Source organism: Marinitoga sp. 1154 (assembly GCF_013363285.1).
GTDB lineage: Bacteria > Thermotogota > Thermotogae > Petrotogales > Petrotogaceae > Marinitoga.
Map to the genome: position 1 here is coordinate 13349 of NZ_LBFB01000005.1, position 15309 is coordinate 28657.

Annotated in this window: 11 protein-coding genes, 2 tRNA genes and 1 other RNA gene; 7 read left to right on the top strand and 7 right to left on the bottom strand. The window is 27.7% G+C overall.

Features of this window, described 5'->3' with window-relative positions; translation table 11 throughout:
- Positions 1-3: 3 nt before the first annotated feature.
- The 6 genes from XO12_RS03490 to metG are packed head-to-tail and all read right to left on the bottom strand — an operon-like array spanning position 4 to position 6616.
- Positions 4-972, bottom strand: a complete 969-nt coding sequence (locus XO12_RS03490; protein WP_047266929.1) for a histone deacetylase family protein — start codon at positions 970-972, stop codon at positions 4-6.
- Positions 969-1412, bottom strand: a complete 444-nt coding sequence (gene rpiB / locus XO12_RS03495; RefSeq protein ID WP_047266928.1) for a ribose 5-phosphate isomerase B — start codon at positions 1410-1412, stop codon at positions 969-971. The genes XO12_RS03490 and rpiB overlap by 4 nt, the downstream gene beginning before the upstream one ends.
- A complete protein-coding gene (locus tag XO12_RS03500) occupies positions 1390-1845 on the bottom strand; it encodes an HTH domain-containing protein (RefSeq protein WP_052913315.1) in 456 nt (151 codons plus the stop codon). The genes rpiB and XO12_RS03500 overlap by 23 nt, the downstream gene beginning before the upstream one ends.
- A 17-nt stretch (positions 1846-1862) precedes the next feature.
- The gene (locus XO12_RS03505) at positions 1863-2231 is read right to left on the bottom strand and encodes a hypothetical protein (protein WP_175419678.1); all 369 of its coding nucleotides are present in this window, start codon (positions 2229-2231) and stop codon (positions 1863-1865) included.
- Positions 2224-4653: a DNA gyrase subunit A gene (gene gyrA / locus XO12_RS03510; protein WP_047266926.1), complete on the bottom strand. Its 2430-nt coding sequence runs from the start codon at positions 4651-4653 to the stop codon at positions 2224-2226. Before gyrA ends, XO12_RS03505 begins: the two co-directional genes overlap by 8 nt.
- A 19-nt stretch (positions 4654-4672) precedes the next feature.
- Positions 4673-6616: a methionine--tRNA ligase gene (metG, locus tag XO12_RS03515; RefSeq protein ID WP_047266925.1), complete on the bottom strand. Its 1944-nt coding sequence runs from the start codon at positions 6614-6616 to the stop codon at positions 4673-4675.
- A 404-nt stretch (positions 6617-7020) separates the two neighbouring features.
- Between metG and XO12_RS03520 the strand changes: the two genes are divergently transcribed.
- From XO12_RS03520 to XO12_RS03530, 3 genes are all read left to right on the top strand, one after another.
- Positions 7021-8766, top strand: a complete 1746-nt coding sequence (locus XO12_RS03520) for a proline--tRNA ligase (RefSeq protein WP_047266924.1) — start codon at positions 7021-7023, stop codon at positions 8764-8766.
- Between the two features lie 26 nt (positions 8767-8792).
- Positions 8793-8882, top strand: a tRNA-Ser gene (locus XO12_RS03525).
- A gap of 20 nt (positions 8883-8902) precedes the next feature.
- A tRNA-Arg gene (locus tag XO12_RS03530) sits at positions 8903-8979 on the top strand.
- Between the two features lie 31 nt (positions 8980-9010).
- Here XO12_RS03530 and XO12_RS03535 read toward each other — a convergent pair.
- The gene (locus XO12_RS03535; RefSeq protein ID WP_047266923.1) at positions 9011-10504 is read right to left on the bottom strand and encodes a hypothetical protein; all 1494 of its coding nucleotides are present in this window, start codon (positions 10502-10504) and stop codon (positions 9011-9013) included.
- Between the two features lie 247 nt (positions 10505-10751).
- Between XO12_RS03535 and XO12_RS11595 the strand changes: the two genes are divergently transcribed.
- From XO12_RS11595 to XO12_RS03555, 4 genes are all read left to right on the top strand, one after another.
- Entirely contained in the window at positions 10752-13064 is a 2313-nt protein-coding gene (locus XO12_RS11595) for a methyl-accepting chemotaxis protein (RefSeq protein ID WP_047266922.1), read from the top strand.
- 89 nt (positions 13065-13153) lie between these two features.
- Entirely contained in the window at positions 13154-14479 is a 1326-nt protein-coding gene (gene glnA / locus XO12_RS03545; protein ID WP_047266921.1) for a type I glutamate--ammonia ligase, read from the top strand.
- A gap of 44 nt (positions 14480-14523) precedes the next feature.
- Positions 14524-14623: signal recognition particle sRNA small type (gene ffs / locus XO12_RS03550), an RNA gene on the top strand.
- Positions 14624-14644: 21 nt separating this feature from the next.
- Positions 14645-15304 carry a hypothetical protein gene (locus tag XO12_RS03555; protein WP_047266920.1) on the top strand — a complete coding sequence of 220 codons (660 nt, stop codon included), beginning with the start codon at positions 14645-14647 and terminating at the stop codon, positions 15302-15304.
- The last annotated feature ends 5 nt before the right edge of the window (positions 15305-15309 follow it).

Below are 15309 nucleotides of genomic sequence, written 5' to 3' on the forward strand. Positions count from 1 at the left end.
ACCTCAAATATTCAATCCATCAAACAAATTACTTATAACTTTTTCATTTATTTGAGAATTAAAACCTCCTTCTTGAATGATTAGCTTTGGTATATTTAAATATGATAACATTTCTCCTATTTCTTTGTAATCTTCATCCTTTAATTTAAATGATGTTGAAATATCTTTTTCATGCGTATTGCTACCAAAAGGGATTATAATAAAGTCCGGATCAAAATCTTCTATTTCTAAAAGTGCTTTTTCTAAAACACGTAAATATACTCTTCCATTTATATTATCTTTTAAAGGGAAATTAATGTTATAACCCTTTCCATCTTTTTCACCAATTTCCCATTCAAAACCTGAAACATAAGGATAATGTGTTGATGGATTTCCATGAATACTAATAGTCAAAACAGTATTATCCTCATAAAAAATTTCCTGCGTACCATTACCTGCATAAAAATCCAGATCAAGGATTGCTATATATATATCGCCGTTTTTTTGGAGATATCGCGTTGCAAGAGCTGCATTGTTAAAGTATGATCCCCCTCCACAATATGATAGCCCGGCATTATGCCCCGGGGGTCTGGAACAAGAATATACCAATTCTTCCCCCTCAAGCATTAAGGTTGCACCTGTTAAACTACATTTTGCACTTATCCATGCCATTTCAAATGTGTTTTTGCTAACAGGTGTTTTTGTATCTATACAAAAGTCATATCCAAACATTCTGGGAAAATATTCCTGATTGTTTTCTAAAGTATATTGTTTTTCTTTCAACCAATTTATATAATCAGATGAATGAACAAAATATAAATACGATCGCGGAAAATCTTTTGCCCCTATAACAATATCACCATATTTTAATTGTAATACTTCTTTTATTGATTCTATTCTCCCGGGCTTATCCATGTTTTCAATTAATTTAAATCCATCAAATTCACTTTTAGGAGAATAAAAAACATGTCTTGGATCATAAACTATTTTCATAAATTTTCCTCCATTTCGGAAATGAGATTAATTCTCTTTTCGTGTCTCCCTCCCTCAAAAGACGTTTCTAAAAATGTATCTACAGTCCATTCTGCAAGTTCAAACCCCATTGTTCTACCGCCCAATACCAACACATTAGCATTATTATGTTGTCTTGCAAGTTCTGCCATTTTTGGATAATAAGCCAAAGTAGCCCTTATTCCTTTAACTTTATTTGCTGCAATAGACATACCAAGCCCTGTTCCACACATTAAAATTCCATAATCTGCTTCTTTGCTAACAACTTTTTCACACACTTTTTTTGCATATATTGGATAATCCACTCTATCTTCTGAATATGGACCTTCATCTATAACTTCAATTCCTTTATTCTTTAAATATTCTTTTATATGTTCTTTCATTTTATAAGCTGCATGATCAGAACCTATTACTATTTTCATCTTCAATCACCTCTTTTATCAATATTTTTCCTATAATTTTTAATTTTTCATTAAATATTAAAATGATGTCTTCTCCTGAATCGTCCTTTGAAATAAGGTTTAATATTTTTGCTGAACTAACCAATTTAATTTCAGAAATACATTCTATATATCTAGGTTTACTATATAACTCAATTTTTCCTTTTTTGTATTCACCATTAATTTCTATAATACCAGAATTCCCTTTACGTGTAATTTTTATACCTCGAGATTTTCCGGATAATTCTATAACTCCTTTTTTTTCAAGAGATTTTAAATGAGAATAAACCGTTGAAACGCTTTTCAACTCAAAATATTCTTTTATTTCTCTCATAGATGGAGGATATCCCCTTAATTTGATATAAAATTCTATATATTCTAAGATTTTTTTTTGTTTTTCTGTAATTTCCTTCATAAAATTTTTATTTCTCCTTATACATCAAATATTACTCTTAATTTCTCCTTATTCAAAACTTTGGGGTATACTACCCCTTTTATTTCTACATTATTTCTTAATTCAATTATTTTAGAATAATATACCTTTATCTGATCTTTTTCTACGTCTACTTTTGAAGGAAATTGATTTTCTTTTATTTTATTTAAAGAATAATTCCCTATATCAAATATTATATCATCTATATCTTTTTGATTAATGTAACAATTATACTCACTTTCCAAACCACCAACTAACGGTTTAAAAATCTTATTCAATGAATCAAAAAAATCCTCTAAAATTTCTTTTGTGTTTTTTCCTGATATTTCAAACATCATATCTGCTATATGATTTAATTCTTCACTCATCCTCTATCACCACAGCAGCATCTGCAACCATATCTTCTTTATCCAATCTAATTGCTCTAACTCCTATTGCGTACCTACTCAATGTTGATATTGTAGAAACTTCTTCTCTTATTGCTTTCCCTAATCTGGTAAATACTATTATATGACTTTCTCCTGTGACAGTTAAAGCTTTTACTATATTTCCTATACGCGACGTACTTTTAACGCATTTTAACCCTATTCCACCTCTATTTTGCAATCTAAAATCTTCAAAATTCACACGTTTGGCAAATCCATATTCTGTAATCAGTAACATGCTTTTGTTTTCATCTACTTTTACAGCATTTACTACATTATCATTTTCTCTGAGTTTTATTGATTTTACTCCTGAGGCGGCTCTTCCCATAGGTCTAACATCTGATACTTTAAATCTTAAACTCATTCCTTTTTTACTTATCACCAATACTTCATCCTTATCTTCCACGATAAGAGCATCTATTACCATATCATCTTCTCTAATTGTTATCGCTTTTAATCCATTTTTCCTGATATTAGAAAATTCTTTTAATGATGTTCTTTTTACTACCCCATTTTTGGTAAATAACATAATATATTTATTCTCAATATCTTTTTCATTTTCAATTGGGATTATTGTTTTTATTTTTTCATCATTATCTAAATATAAATATGAACTTATGTGTTTTCCCTTAGTTTCTTTTTTACTCTTTTCTATATTATACGCATGAAGCTCAAAAGCTTTTCCCTTTGAAGTTATAAATAAGAGTCTTGATAAACTATTTGTTTGTAAAACCTGGATAATAAAATCATTATCAGATTTTTTTATAGCTTTTGATCCTTTTCCACCTCTATTTTGAACCTTATATTCATCACTTTTCATTGCTTTTATATATCCCCATTGAGTCAATACTATTACAAGATCTTCTTCTTCAACATTATCCATTTCTTCTACTTTAGATCCTTGATTTGTTATTTTAGTTCTTCTTTCATCACCAAATTTCATTTTTACTTCTTCTAATTCTTTTTTTATTACTTCTAACATTCTTTCTTTATTGTTTAAAATTTCCATAGCTTCTTTTATTTTTTTTGTTAATTCTGAATATTCTTTTTCCAGTTTCTTCCCTTCCAATTTAGAAAGGCTTATTAATCTCATATCAACAATCGCATTCGCCTGCTCTTTTGTAACATTTATTATTTCCATCAAACTATTTATAGCATCTTCTCTACCGTCAGACTGTCTAATGATTTCTATAACCGATTCTATACCTTCAGAAGCTTTCATTAATCCTTCTACAATATGAGATCTTTTTCTTGCCTTATCAAGCTCAAATTGTGTTCTTTTTGTCACAACATCTATTCTGTGTTCTATAAAAGCTTCTAAAATTTCTTTTAAATTCATTACTTTCGGTTTTCTTTTATCAATTACAGTCATCTGAACCGCAAAAGAAATCTGTAATGATGTATGCTTTAATAACTGATTTATTATTTTTTGAGGATTTACATTTTTTTTCAGCTCAATTACAACACGGATTCCCTCTTTGTCTGATTCATCACGGATATTTTTTATTCCTACATCTTTTTTATTTTCTTTCTGTTTTGTAACATAATTTGCTATCTGAGTAATTAAATCCGATTTTGGAACACCATAAGGTATTTCTTTGATAACTATACTCATACCATTTTTATTTTCTTCCAATTCATATTTTGCTCTTATGTGAAAAGAACCTCTACCGGTTTCGTAAATTCCTTTTATTTTATTTCCATCAACAATAATTCCTCCAGTTGGTAAATCCGGTCCTTTGATATATTTCATCAAATCATCTATGGTTGATTCAGGATTATCTATCAATTGATTTATTCCATCAATTAGTTCATTTAAATTATGAGATGGAATATTAGTAGCCATACCAACAGCAATACCATTTACTCCATTCATTAACAAATTCGGTAGCCTTGTTGGTAAAACTAAAGGCTCTTTTAATGAACCATCAAAGTTATCCATCATATCTACCGTATTTTTATCAATATCCATTAACATATACTCTGCTAATTCATGCATTTTTGCTTCAGTATATCTCATAGCAGCAGGCGGATCCCTATCAATAGATCCAAAATTCCCCTGTCCTATTACCAGTGGATATCTTAAACTAAATGGTTGTGCCATTCTTACAAGTGCATCATATATTGCAGCATCTCCATGAGGATGATATTTACCCATTACTTCCCCTACAATACGCGCACATTTTTTATATGATGCTGTATGTCGTAAATTCAATTCATCCATTGAATATAGAATTCTTCTTTGCACTGGTTTTAATCCATCTCTAACATCTGGTATTGCTCTGCTTGTTATAACGCTTAATGAATATAAAAGATATGACTCTTTCAATTCCTGTTCAAAAGATTTATTTAAAATATCACTCATTAAAATTTAACCTCCTAAATTACGAAATTTTAGCTCCTGGTTCAATCTCACCATCTGTTGTTAATAATACTAATTTGTCATTTATTTTTGCTGCAAGTAGCATTCCATTTGATTCTATTCCCATTAATTTTGCAGGTTTTAAATTTGCTACTATTATAATTTTTTTACCAATTAAATTCTCTGGTTCATAATAATTAGCAATCCCTGCAACTATCTGTCTTTTTCCCAATTCGCCTAAATTTAATTGTAATTTTATCAACTTTCTGGATTTTTTTACTTTTTCTGCCTCAATTATTTCAGCAACTCTTAAATCTACATTCTTAAAATATTCTATATCAATCAAAACATTTTCGAATTTTTCTTCAATCTTTTTCTCTTCCATGTCTTTTTCCTCCTTTTTCATAACTATTACCTTTTTCCAGTTCTTAACATCTATTCTTTTGAAAATAGGATTACCTATTTCTATTTTTCTATCTGGTACTAATAAACCAATTTTGATATTTTCACTTTTTAAATATTCTTCTGGATTTTCAATAGCTAATTTTTTTAATATTTTTATAGATGTATCCGGCATAATTGGCGATATTAGTAATGCTATAATTCTAATTGAATCCATTAAATTATACATAACAGTTGATAATCTATCTTTTTTTGATTCATCTTTTCCCAATAACCATGGTTCTGTTAAATCTATATATTTATTTGTAAATCTTACTAATTCCCACAAATTATCCAACGCATGTGTGAATAAATATTTATCCATATTTTCTTCGTACTTTTTCACTGTTTCGTTTATTAATTTAAATAATTGATTATCTACATCTTTTTTTTCTTTTAGCTGTGGTATAATTCCATCAAAATATTTATTAACCATGGATAAAGTTCTATGAACTAAATTACTTAAATCATTCACTAAATCTGAATTATATCTTGTTATTAAATTATCTTCTGAAAAATCGCCATCTTTCCCAAAAACTATGTCTCTCATTAAATAATATCTTATAACATCATTTCCATACGACTTAACTAAAACTCTTGGATCAATTGCATTACCAAGGGATTTTGATATTTTTTCTCCATTTACAGTTAACCATCCATGAGCAAAAATCTTTTTAGGCAATGGTAAACCTGCTGACATCAGCATTGCTGGCCATATTAACGAATGAAATCTATTTATTTCTTTCCCTATTAAATGCAAGTCTGCTGGCCAATATTTCTCAAACATTTCCTTATTTTCCGGATATCCAAGAGCACTGACATAATTTATCAAAGCATCAACCCAAACATAAATTACATGTTTTGGATCATCAGGCATTTGAACTCCCCAATTAAAAGTTGTCCTGGTTATACTTAAATCTTTTAATCCACTTTCCAATATTTTCAACATTTCATTTTTTCTGAATTCTGGTTCCACAAAATCAGGATTTTCTTCAAAATGTTTTTTTAAAGGTTCATTATATTTTGAAAGTTTGAAAAAATAATTTTCTTCTTCTACCCAATTCACCTCTCTGCCACAAGAGGGACATATTTTCTTTCCATTCTTTTCTTCAATTTCATCCTTTGTCCAATAAGTTTCACATGGCACACAATACCAACCTTCATACTTGCCTTTGTATATATCTCCATTTTCCATCATCTTTTTTACTATATATTGAACTGTTTTCATATGCTGCTCATCTGTAGTTCTTACAAAATAATCATTTGTAATATCCAATTTTTCCCACAGTGTTTTAAATTTCCCTGCTAATTCATCACATAATTCCTGTGGCTCTATATTTTTAGCTTTAGCAGCTTGCATTATTTTCTGACCATGTTCATCTGTACCTGTTAAATAAAATACATCAAATCCTCTCATTCTTTTATACCTTGCTATTATATCTCCAACTATTGTTGTATAACTTGATCCTATATGCGGTTCTGCATTAACATAATATATGGGAGTAGTTACATAAAATTTTTTCACTTTCTCAACCTCCTATAATTTTTTATTTTTTTATATTATACCATATACTCACTTTAGTATAATTAAGAAGTTTTTAAAATTTCAGTCATATTTTTATATCTAGGGTGTTCAATTAGTAAAGCAAGCGAAAACTCGCAGATTGTCCGAAAAAATAGCGAATGAAGTCGGTCAATTTTGCACGGATGCAAAATTGAGTGAAGCCGAACATGGATGTGAGTCTGATACGACCGGCGAGAATGAGCTATTTTTGAGGATTAACAATCAAGGTTTGAGCGACTTTACTTTTTGGACAGCATATTATATCTTTTGACCTTCATATTTTTTTTACTTTCTAAAGTTGTTTTATTTAAAATGATATGTTAAAATAAATAAAACAAAAAAATATAAATACAGGAGGAATTGTTATGAAAATGTCTAAATTTTATGCACCAACTTTAAAAGAAGTTCCTAATGATGTTGAAATTAAAAGTCACGAATTATTAATAAGAGGCGGTTTTATAAGAAAAAGCGCATCCGGTGTTTATACTTACTTACCTTTAGGTACAAAGGTTCTTAAGAAAATTGAAAATATCGTACGAGAAGAAATGGAAAAAATTGGTTCACAGGAAATATTAATGCCAATTATTCAACCCGCTGAAATCTGGAAAGAAAGTGGCAGATGGGATGATTATGGACCTGAAATGATGAAACTAAAGGATAGGCATAATAGAGACTTCACATTAGGCCCTACACATGAAGAGATGATTACCACTATTATAAAAAATGAATTAAGATCATATAAACAATTGCCAGTCTCTTTATTTCAAATCGCAAATAAATACAGGGATGAAATAAGACCAAGGTTTGGTGTTTTAAGAGCAAGAGAATTTATAATGAAAGACGCTTATTCATTTCACGATTCAGAAAAATCACTTGACGAGGCATACAACGATTTTTATAAAGCCTATGAAAAAATATTAGAGAGATTGGGCGTAGATTATTTAGTAGTAGAAGCTGATACTGGTGCCATCGGCGGAAGTAATTCTCATGAGTTTCAAATAAAAGCTGAATATGGTGAAAGTACTATATATTATTGCGATTGCGGTTATGCTGCAACTGATGAAAAAGCAGAGTCAAATATTCTTTTCGATGAAATAAATGAAAATATTAAAGAAATTAAAAAAATGGATACACCAGATGTCAAATCAATAGATGATGTTTCATCTTTTTTGAATGTTGAGAAAAATAAAATTGTAAAATCACTGCTTTTTAAAGGAAGAGACGGTTGGATTTTAGCATTAATAAGAGGGGATTTTGAATTAAATGTTTCAAAACTTAAAGCATATTTCGGGGACCAAACTTTAACTTTAGGAGAACCTGCTGAAATAAAAAGCACATTTGGTGTAGAAACTGGTTTTATAGGACCTATTGGAATTAAAGATGTTAAAATAATAGCTGATTTAAGCGTTAAAAATTTAAAAAATTTTGTTGTCGGTGGAATGGAAAAAGATACTCATTATATGAATGTAAATTTGAATAGAGATTTTAAAGTTGACGATTTCGTTGATATTAGAGTGGTTTCAAAAGGCGAACCATGTCCAAAATGTAATTCTCCGTTAAAAGAAATAAAAGGTATAGAAGTGGGGCAGGTTTTTAAATTGGGTACAAAATATTCTGAAAAGCTAAATGCATATTATACAGCAGAAAACGGAAAACAAAAACCTTTTATTATGGGATGTTATGGCTGGGGAGTTTCAAGAACTTTAGGTGCAATTGTCGAACAGTTACATGATGATTACGGAATGATGTGGCCAAGAAGTATTGCTCCATTTGAAATTGTAATTATACCAGTATCTATAAAACAAAAAGAATTGGTTAAAAAATCAGAAGAAATTTATAATTTATTAAAAGATAAATATGATGTTTTGTACGATGATAGGGATGCTTCTCCAGGTTTTAAATTTAAAGATGCTGATTTAATAGGCATTCCGTTGAAAATCATAATCGGTAAAAAAATGAAAGATGGTAAAGTCGAATTAAAATTAAGATATGAAAAAAATGCTTTAGAAGTTGATATATCGGAATCCTTCAATAAATTATTAGAAATTGTTGAAAAAAAATTAAACGAATACGACCCAAAAATTTACCTTAATTCTATTGACAAAGATTGATCTTCATGTTATAATTGTTTTGCGTCGGAGAGGTGGCCGAGCGGCCGAAGGCGCTTGCCTGCTAAGCAAGTGAGGGTTATTACCCTCCGTGGGTTCAAATCCCACCCTCTCCGCCATTTTTTTTATCAATTTTTATGTGCCCGTAGCTCAATTGGATAGAGCATTGGACTGCGGATCCAAAGGTTGCTGGTTCAAATCCAGTCGGGCACGCCAAAAAATAAAGGGCATATGCCCTTTATTTTTTTTACCATATATATCTATCTTTTAATATCTCTTTTGTTTTATCAATAATATTGTAATATCTTTCTTTTACATTTTCCTCTAAAAGATTTTCATTTATTGGTAATATTTTTTTCTTAAAATACTTTATTATTTCTTCTTGAGAAACCATTTTCTTTTTAAATAGATCTAAATACTCATTCATCTCATATGTTGCTTTATTGTTATATTCTATTTTTTTCTGATTTTCTAACTCCTTTAATTTTTTTAAATAATTTTCAATTGTATTATATTCCTCTTTAAATTCAGTATTTTCCGGAAATCTTTCAAATACATACAATAAATATTTGACATCTTTTTTTATATTTTCACTATACATCGATCTTTCCATATATGAAATTTCATCTGTTATTATTGTTAAATACTTGCTATATACCATTTTTGAAATTTTCAAAAAACTCTTTTTCACATCATTATCATTAGAAAAATCACTATATCCCAAAACTATATTATTATATATATTAATCATCTCTATCAATTTAAATTCTTTACCATTTATATAATTATCTAATTTATCAATTAATGATAAAATATCTTTTTTATTCATTAGGTATTCGAGTTTTTTGTAATATTCTTTCTGCTTTTTGGAAATACCATTTTCTAAGTCTGATATTTTTTTATCAATCATTATCACCATATTTTTAATCTCTTCTATTTCTTTTGTAACAACCTCATTTCCCTCAATCTCTTTTATTTTTTCATCTATTTCTTGAACCTTATCGTAAATATTTTTATTTCCTGAATTTATTTTTTTAATGTTTGAATTAATTTCATTTATAAGATCTTCTAACCCTTTTGTATTTAGAGAAATTGTATTGATTCTATCCAGAATTTTTATATTTTTATCTTCAATTACTTTTTCAATATTATCAAAATTTATTGAAAACCTGTCTATTTTTTCGGTTGTTTCACTTAATTTATCATTTATATTTTTTTCAATTTTATTAATTTCATTTAATATTCTATTTGTTTTTTCATTTAAAACTTTGTTTATATCTGATTTTATATATTGTTTTAAATTATTCATTTCATTTTTCAAATCAATGCTAATATTATTTTTTTGTCCCCGAGATGTTTCATTTATATTTAATGTTTCTAAAATTTTATTATTTTCTTCTAATCCCATTAGTATTTCTGGAATTTGGCGTGTATTGGAATTAATAATATCCAGGATTTGAAAATTATTATTCAATTTCTCGAGATTTTTGTTTAAATCACTTAGTCCATTTACTTTTTCTTTTATATTTTCTATATCATTTTCTAACAGCTGTTTAAAATTATATTGTTCAATTATTGTATACAATATTCCACTTAAAAGAATTACATTAATCAGCAAAATTATTATAAAAATTCTAGAAGAAGTTTTATTCAATTGAAGATTTTTTCCAACTTCAGCATTTTTCGAATGTTCAATATTTAATTCAATTTTCTCTTCTCTTTTAAATTCATTATCATTCATATTATTCCTCCCCTTTATCTGGAACAATTCCGATTTTCATTACCATTATACCATAAAATTTAAATTACTCTTATATTTTTATTTTTATTTTTTTGACATGTTATTTATTATCTATAATCATATTTATTTAATTATAATTAATAGTAATTATATATAATTAATTAAGAAAATTGTTTTGTCATACTTGTATTTAGTGAAGATTTTTTGATATAATTGTTTTAAATATATCAAACTTAGGAGGGATACTGTGAAAAATTCTAATATTAAAATATTTAATTCTATAGGTTTTAAGATTGGTATTATAATCCTTTCTTTATCCATCATTCCTTTATTAATTGTTACTTTTTTCGTAAATTATTCTATAAAAAATCAGGAAAATATTATAAAACAAAATGTAAATTCACAAATATCTGTTATTCAAAATAATTACAAAAAACAATTTGATGAATATAATAAACTCCTGGAAAAACAGATAAAAGAATATAATATAGATATCTCAAGACAAATAGAGAAATTAAATGATTCTGTAAATAAAAAATTTGAAGACTTTTTTATAGAAAATTATGATAAAAATTTATCAACTTTATTTTCTATATTTGAAAACAAAATAAAAGAAAACATAAAGAATTTAGAAGATTTTTTAAATGCTATTAGTAGAAGTTCAGACTTAAAAACAAAATCAGCCTCAAAGTCCATTTCTATTATTGATAGATATAGTTTATTACAACCTTATGCAGACTTACAAAAATTTGATGGTATTCAATTGTGGTTGGTTAATCCAAAAATTGTTACAAGAAAAAATTCTTTTGAAATTTCAATAAAAGGTGAAACATATAAAATCCAGAAAAAAGCTGAAAGTTATATGGCTGGTAAAGATAATTTAAAAAATTTAAATATTATCAATTTGGTTAAAATGATTTCATCTCAAATAATTTCAAAAAATTTATCTTATGGTTTAAGCAAAGTGACTTTCATAGAAAACAAACCTTATTTTCTTATTTTAACACCTGTATATGATCCTGTTTCAACACAAAAAATAACAGGATTATTGGTTGGATTAAAAGAATTCGGATATAATGATATTGTTGAAATAGGAAATTTAATAAATGCATATATCGTTATATATTCATCATCCGGACAACCATTATTCGGCAATATTCCAACATCTAATTTGAAATTCAATATTTCCAATATAAATAAATTTATTACTGAAAAATTGCTAAAAAAAGATACAAGGAGTTTTTATACAACTTCACAAATTTTTCCTTTAATGTATGTCCAGATATCAAAACCATTAATAAAAACAAAAACTGATTTGAATATAAGTCTAAAAAGTAATTTTTCCTTGCCAGAATTCAAAACACAACGTATCTCTATAAATTTAAACATAGACATGAGAAAAATTCTAAATATTATTTTGTTAATCATTGCAATAATTATTATAATTTCAATAATAATATCTATTTATATGGGAAAGAGGTTTTCAAAGGATTTATATATCGTGGCCAAAAACCTTGATAATATATCTCAGGGTAATTTAAAAGATATTGAAAAATTGCAAAAAAGAAAGAATGACGAAATTGGTCATATGATGAAAAAAATTCATGATACTATTGGTTTCTTGATTTCTATGTTTAAGGACTTAAATGAAAATGTAAAGAGGCTAAATGCTGCTACAAAAGAAATTGACACTTCCTCAGAAAAATTAGAGAATACAAAAAATACTATAGAAAATATCGTTACAAGCGTTAAAAAACTGATGAATGACCTTGAAATTTTTCTGAGTTCTCTTGATAAAAACATGGAAATTCTTTTTGAAAATAGCAACAATATATTAAATGAATCAAATACTATAGAAAAAACCATAAACAAATTAAGTGAATTTAATACGATAACAAAAGATATGACTTTTAAAACTAAAAGCACCACACAATTAATAAATAATTTAACTATAAATCTCTCTAATAGCTTTAAAAGCTTTAATAAAAAGGTAGAACAAATATTTGACTTTGTTGAAAAAATTACTGACATCTCCAGACAAACAAATTTATTAGCATTAAATGCTGCAATAGAGGCTGCAAGAGCAGGTGAAGCTGGAAAAGGTTTCGCAGTTGTTGCTGATGAAATAAGAAGTTTATCTATTGAAACAAATAATATTGCTGAAGATATTTCAAATCAGATTAGTTTAATTGGCAATGATATGAAAATATTATTAAATGAAGTTCAATCCTCACAAAACAATATTACTTCTTTAGATAAAATAATGGATAAATTTGAAAAAGATATGAATGAAATAAATAATCTTACGGTAGAATTAGATAGAGTTTTTGATATTCTAAAAAATATTATTGAAGAACAAAATAATGTTTTGAAATCATTCGATAAAAGCAAAAGCGAAGTGAATTCTTTCTTAAAAGTATCCAAAAAAGAAATTTTGGATTTTACTAAAGTAATAAACAACGAAACAGAGGTCATAAATACATTAATAAAACAATCTGAAAAGCTACAAAAAAGTTCTGAAAAACTAACTGATATTATTTCTTTTTTTAAAGCCAATTAGGTTTAATTAAACTAATTTATTAGTACTTATTGAAAAGAATCTCAAAATATGATATAATTTTTTCATATTTTTATAGGGGGTGTTTATTGGTGGAGAGGGAAGATGTTTTAAAAATTGTAGAAAAAGAAAAGGTAAAATTTATCAGATTACAAATTACAGATATTAATGGTTTACTAAAAAATGTTGAAATCCCCTGGGATGAACTTAAACATTCTTTTAAAAAAGGAACTATGTTTGATGGCTCTTCAATAGAAGGATTTGTTAGAATAGAAGAATCTGATATGTATTTAAAACCTGATCCAGATACTTTTGCCATATATCCATGGACAGATAAAGGATATAAATCTGCACGACTAATATGTGATGTTTATAATTCAAACGGCACACCTTTTGAAGGAGATCCAAGATATAGATTAAAACTTATCCTGAATAAATTGAAAGAAAAAGGATTTTCTGCTTATGTTGGACCAGAACCAGAATTCTTTTTACTTCCAAAGGATGAAAAAACAAATAAACCTATATTGCGATTTTTAGATGAAGGTGGTTACTTCGATTTATTGCCTATAGACCAGGGTGAAGAAACAAGAAAAGATATTGTTCTGGCTTTAGAAGAGATGGGAATCAACGTTGAAGCTTCTCATCATGAAGTTGCTCCATCACAACATGAAATAGATTTCACTTATGATGAAGCTCTCAGAACAGCTGATAATATCCAGACATTTAAACTTGTTGTAAAAACTATAGCTTTATTAAAAGGATTACACGCAACATTTATGCCAAAGCCTTTTTTTGGTATAAATGGTTCTGGAATGCATACTCACTTGAGTTTATTTAAAAACGGCATGAATGCTTTTTATGACCAAAATAAAGAATTCGGACTTAGTGATACTTTAAAATATTTTGTTGGTGGAATTTTAAAACATATAAAAGCAATTACAGCTATCGCTAATCCAACTATAAACAGTTATAAAAGACTGGTCCCTGGATATGAGGCTCCGGTAAATATAGCTTGGTCTCCAAGTAACAGAAGCGCTCTGATAAGAGTTCCTGCATCGCGTGAGATGGGTACAAGAATTGAAGTAAGAAGTCCAGATCCTACTGCAAATCCATATTTATTATTAGCTTCTTTATTAGCAGCAGGTTTTGAAGGTATAGAGAAAAAAATAGAACCTCCTGCAGCAATAGTTTCAAATATTTACCATATGACAGCTGAAGAAAGAGATAAAGTTGGCATTGACCATCTACCTTCAAATTTAAAAGAAGCTATAGAGGAACTAAAACAGGATGAATTAATAAAAGATGTGCTTGGAATGCATATTTTTGAAAAATACGTTGAATTAAAAGAAAAAGAATGGAAAGAATACTCTATTAATGTAACTGATTGGGAAATTAATAAATACTTATGGATTATGTAACATTTTTCTATTATAATATCATATGGTTCTAGGGACCTACTATAGGCTGGGTCCCGCGCAACGGGAACCCGCGAACCTGGTCAGGCCCGGAAGGGAGCAGCCATAAGCGGTACTTCCTGTGTGCCGCGGGGGTGCCCGGCCATCTTTATTTTTAGGGGGGCTTTTATGAAAAAATTTTATTTTTTATCTTTTTTTATAATTATTTCAATTTTAACTTTTTCCCTGAATATCGGAATCTATTCAAATGGAATATTCATAGAATTTCCAATTGAAAAAATAAAAATAAAAGCAGGGTTCCCAACATTTGGTTTATCTTATTCAAATAATAACGATTATATCAAGTACAATTTGGTTGCTGATTTTAACCTGAATAATCCACAATTAAACAATTATATTTCCTCTGATATAGGTATAACTTTTGGTAATATTACTATCTATTCTGGATTCTGGAATGTTTTTAATGATTTAAATTCAATAAAAGAAGCTACATCTACTGTTAATATTGGTGATGCAGGATTTTCTACAGGATTTTCTACAGAAATAGAAAATTTAAAATTAAATATTTTTTTGAATCTTAAAGCCTTAAACTGGATAAAAACAGGAACCGTTGTAACAAATCTTCCTGCTTTTTCAGGAACATTTGAAGATTCTGTATTGTTTACAATAGGCATAGATTATTCGTATTTAATTGACAATAACAAAATTAATATCTTTTTTAACTTCGGTACAAACTATATAAGTTTTCCGAATGGTTTAACTTTGTATCAATTTAAAAATAATTATAATTTTGGGATATTATTAACCATAAATGATTTGCTTAAATAGGAGGA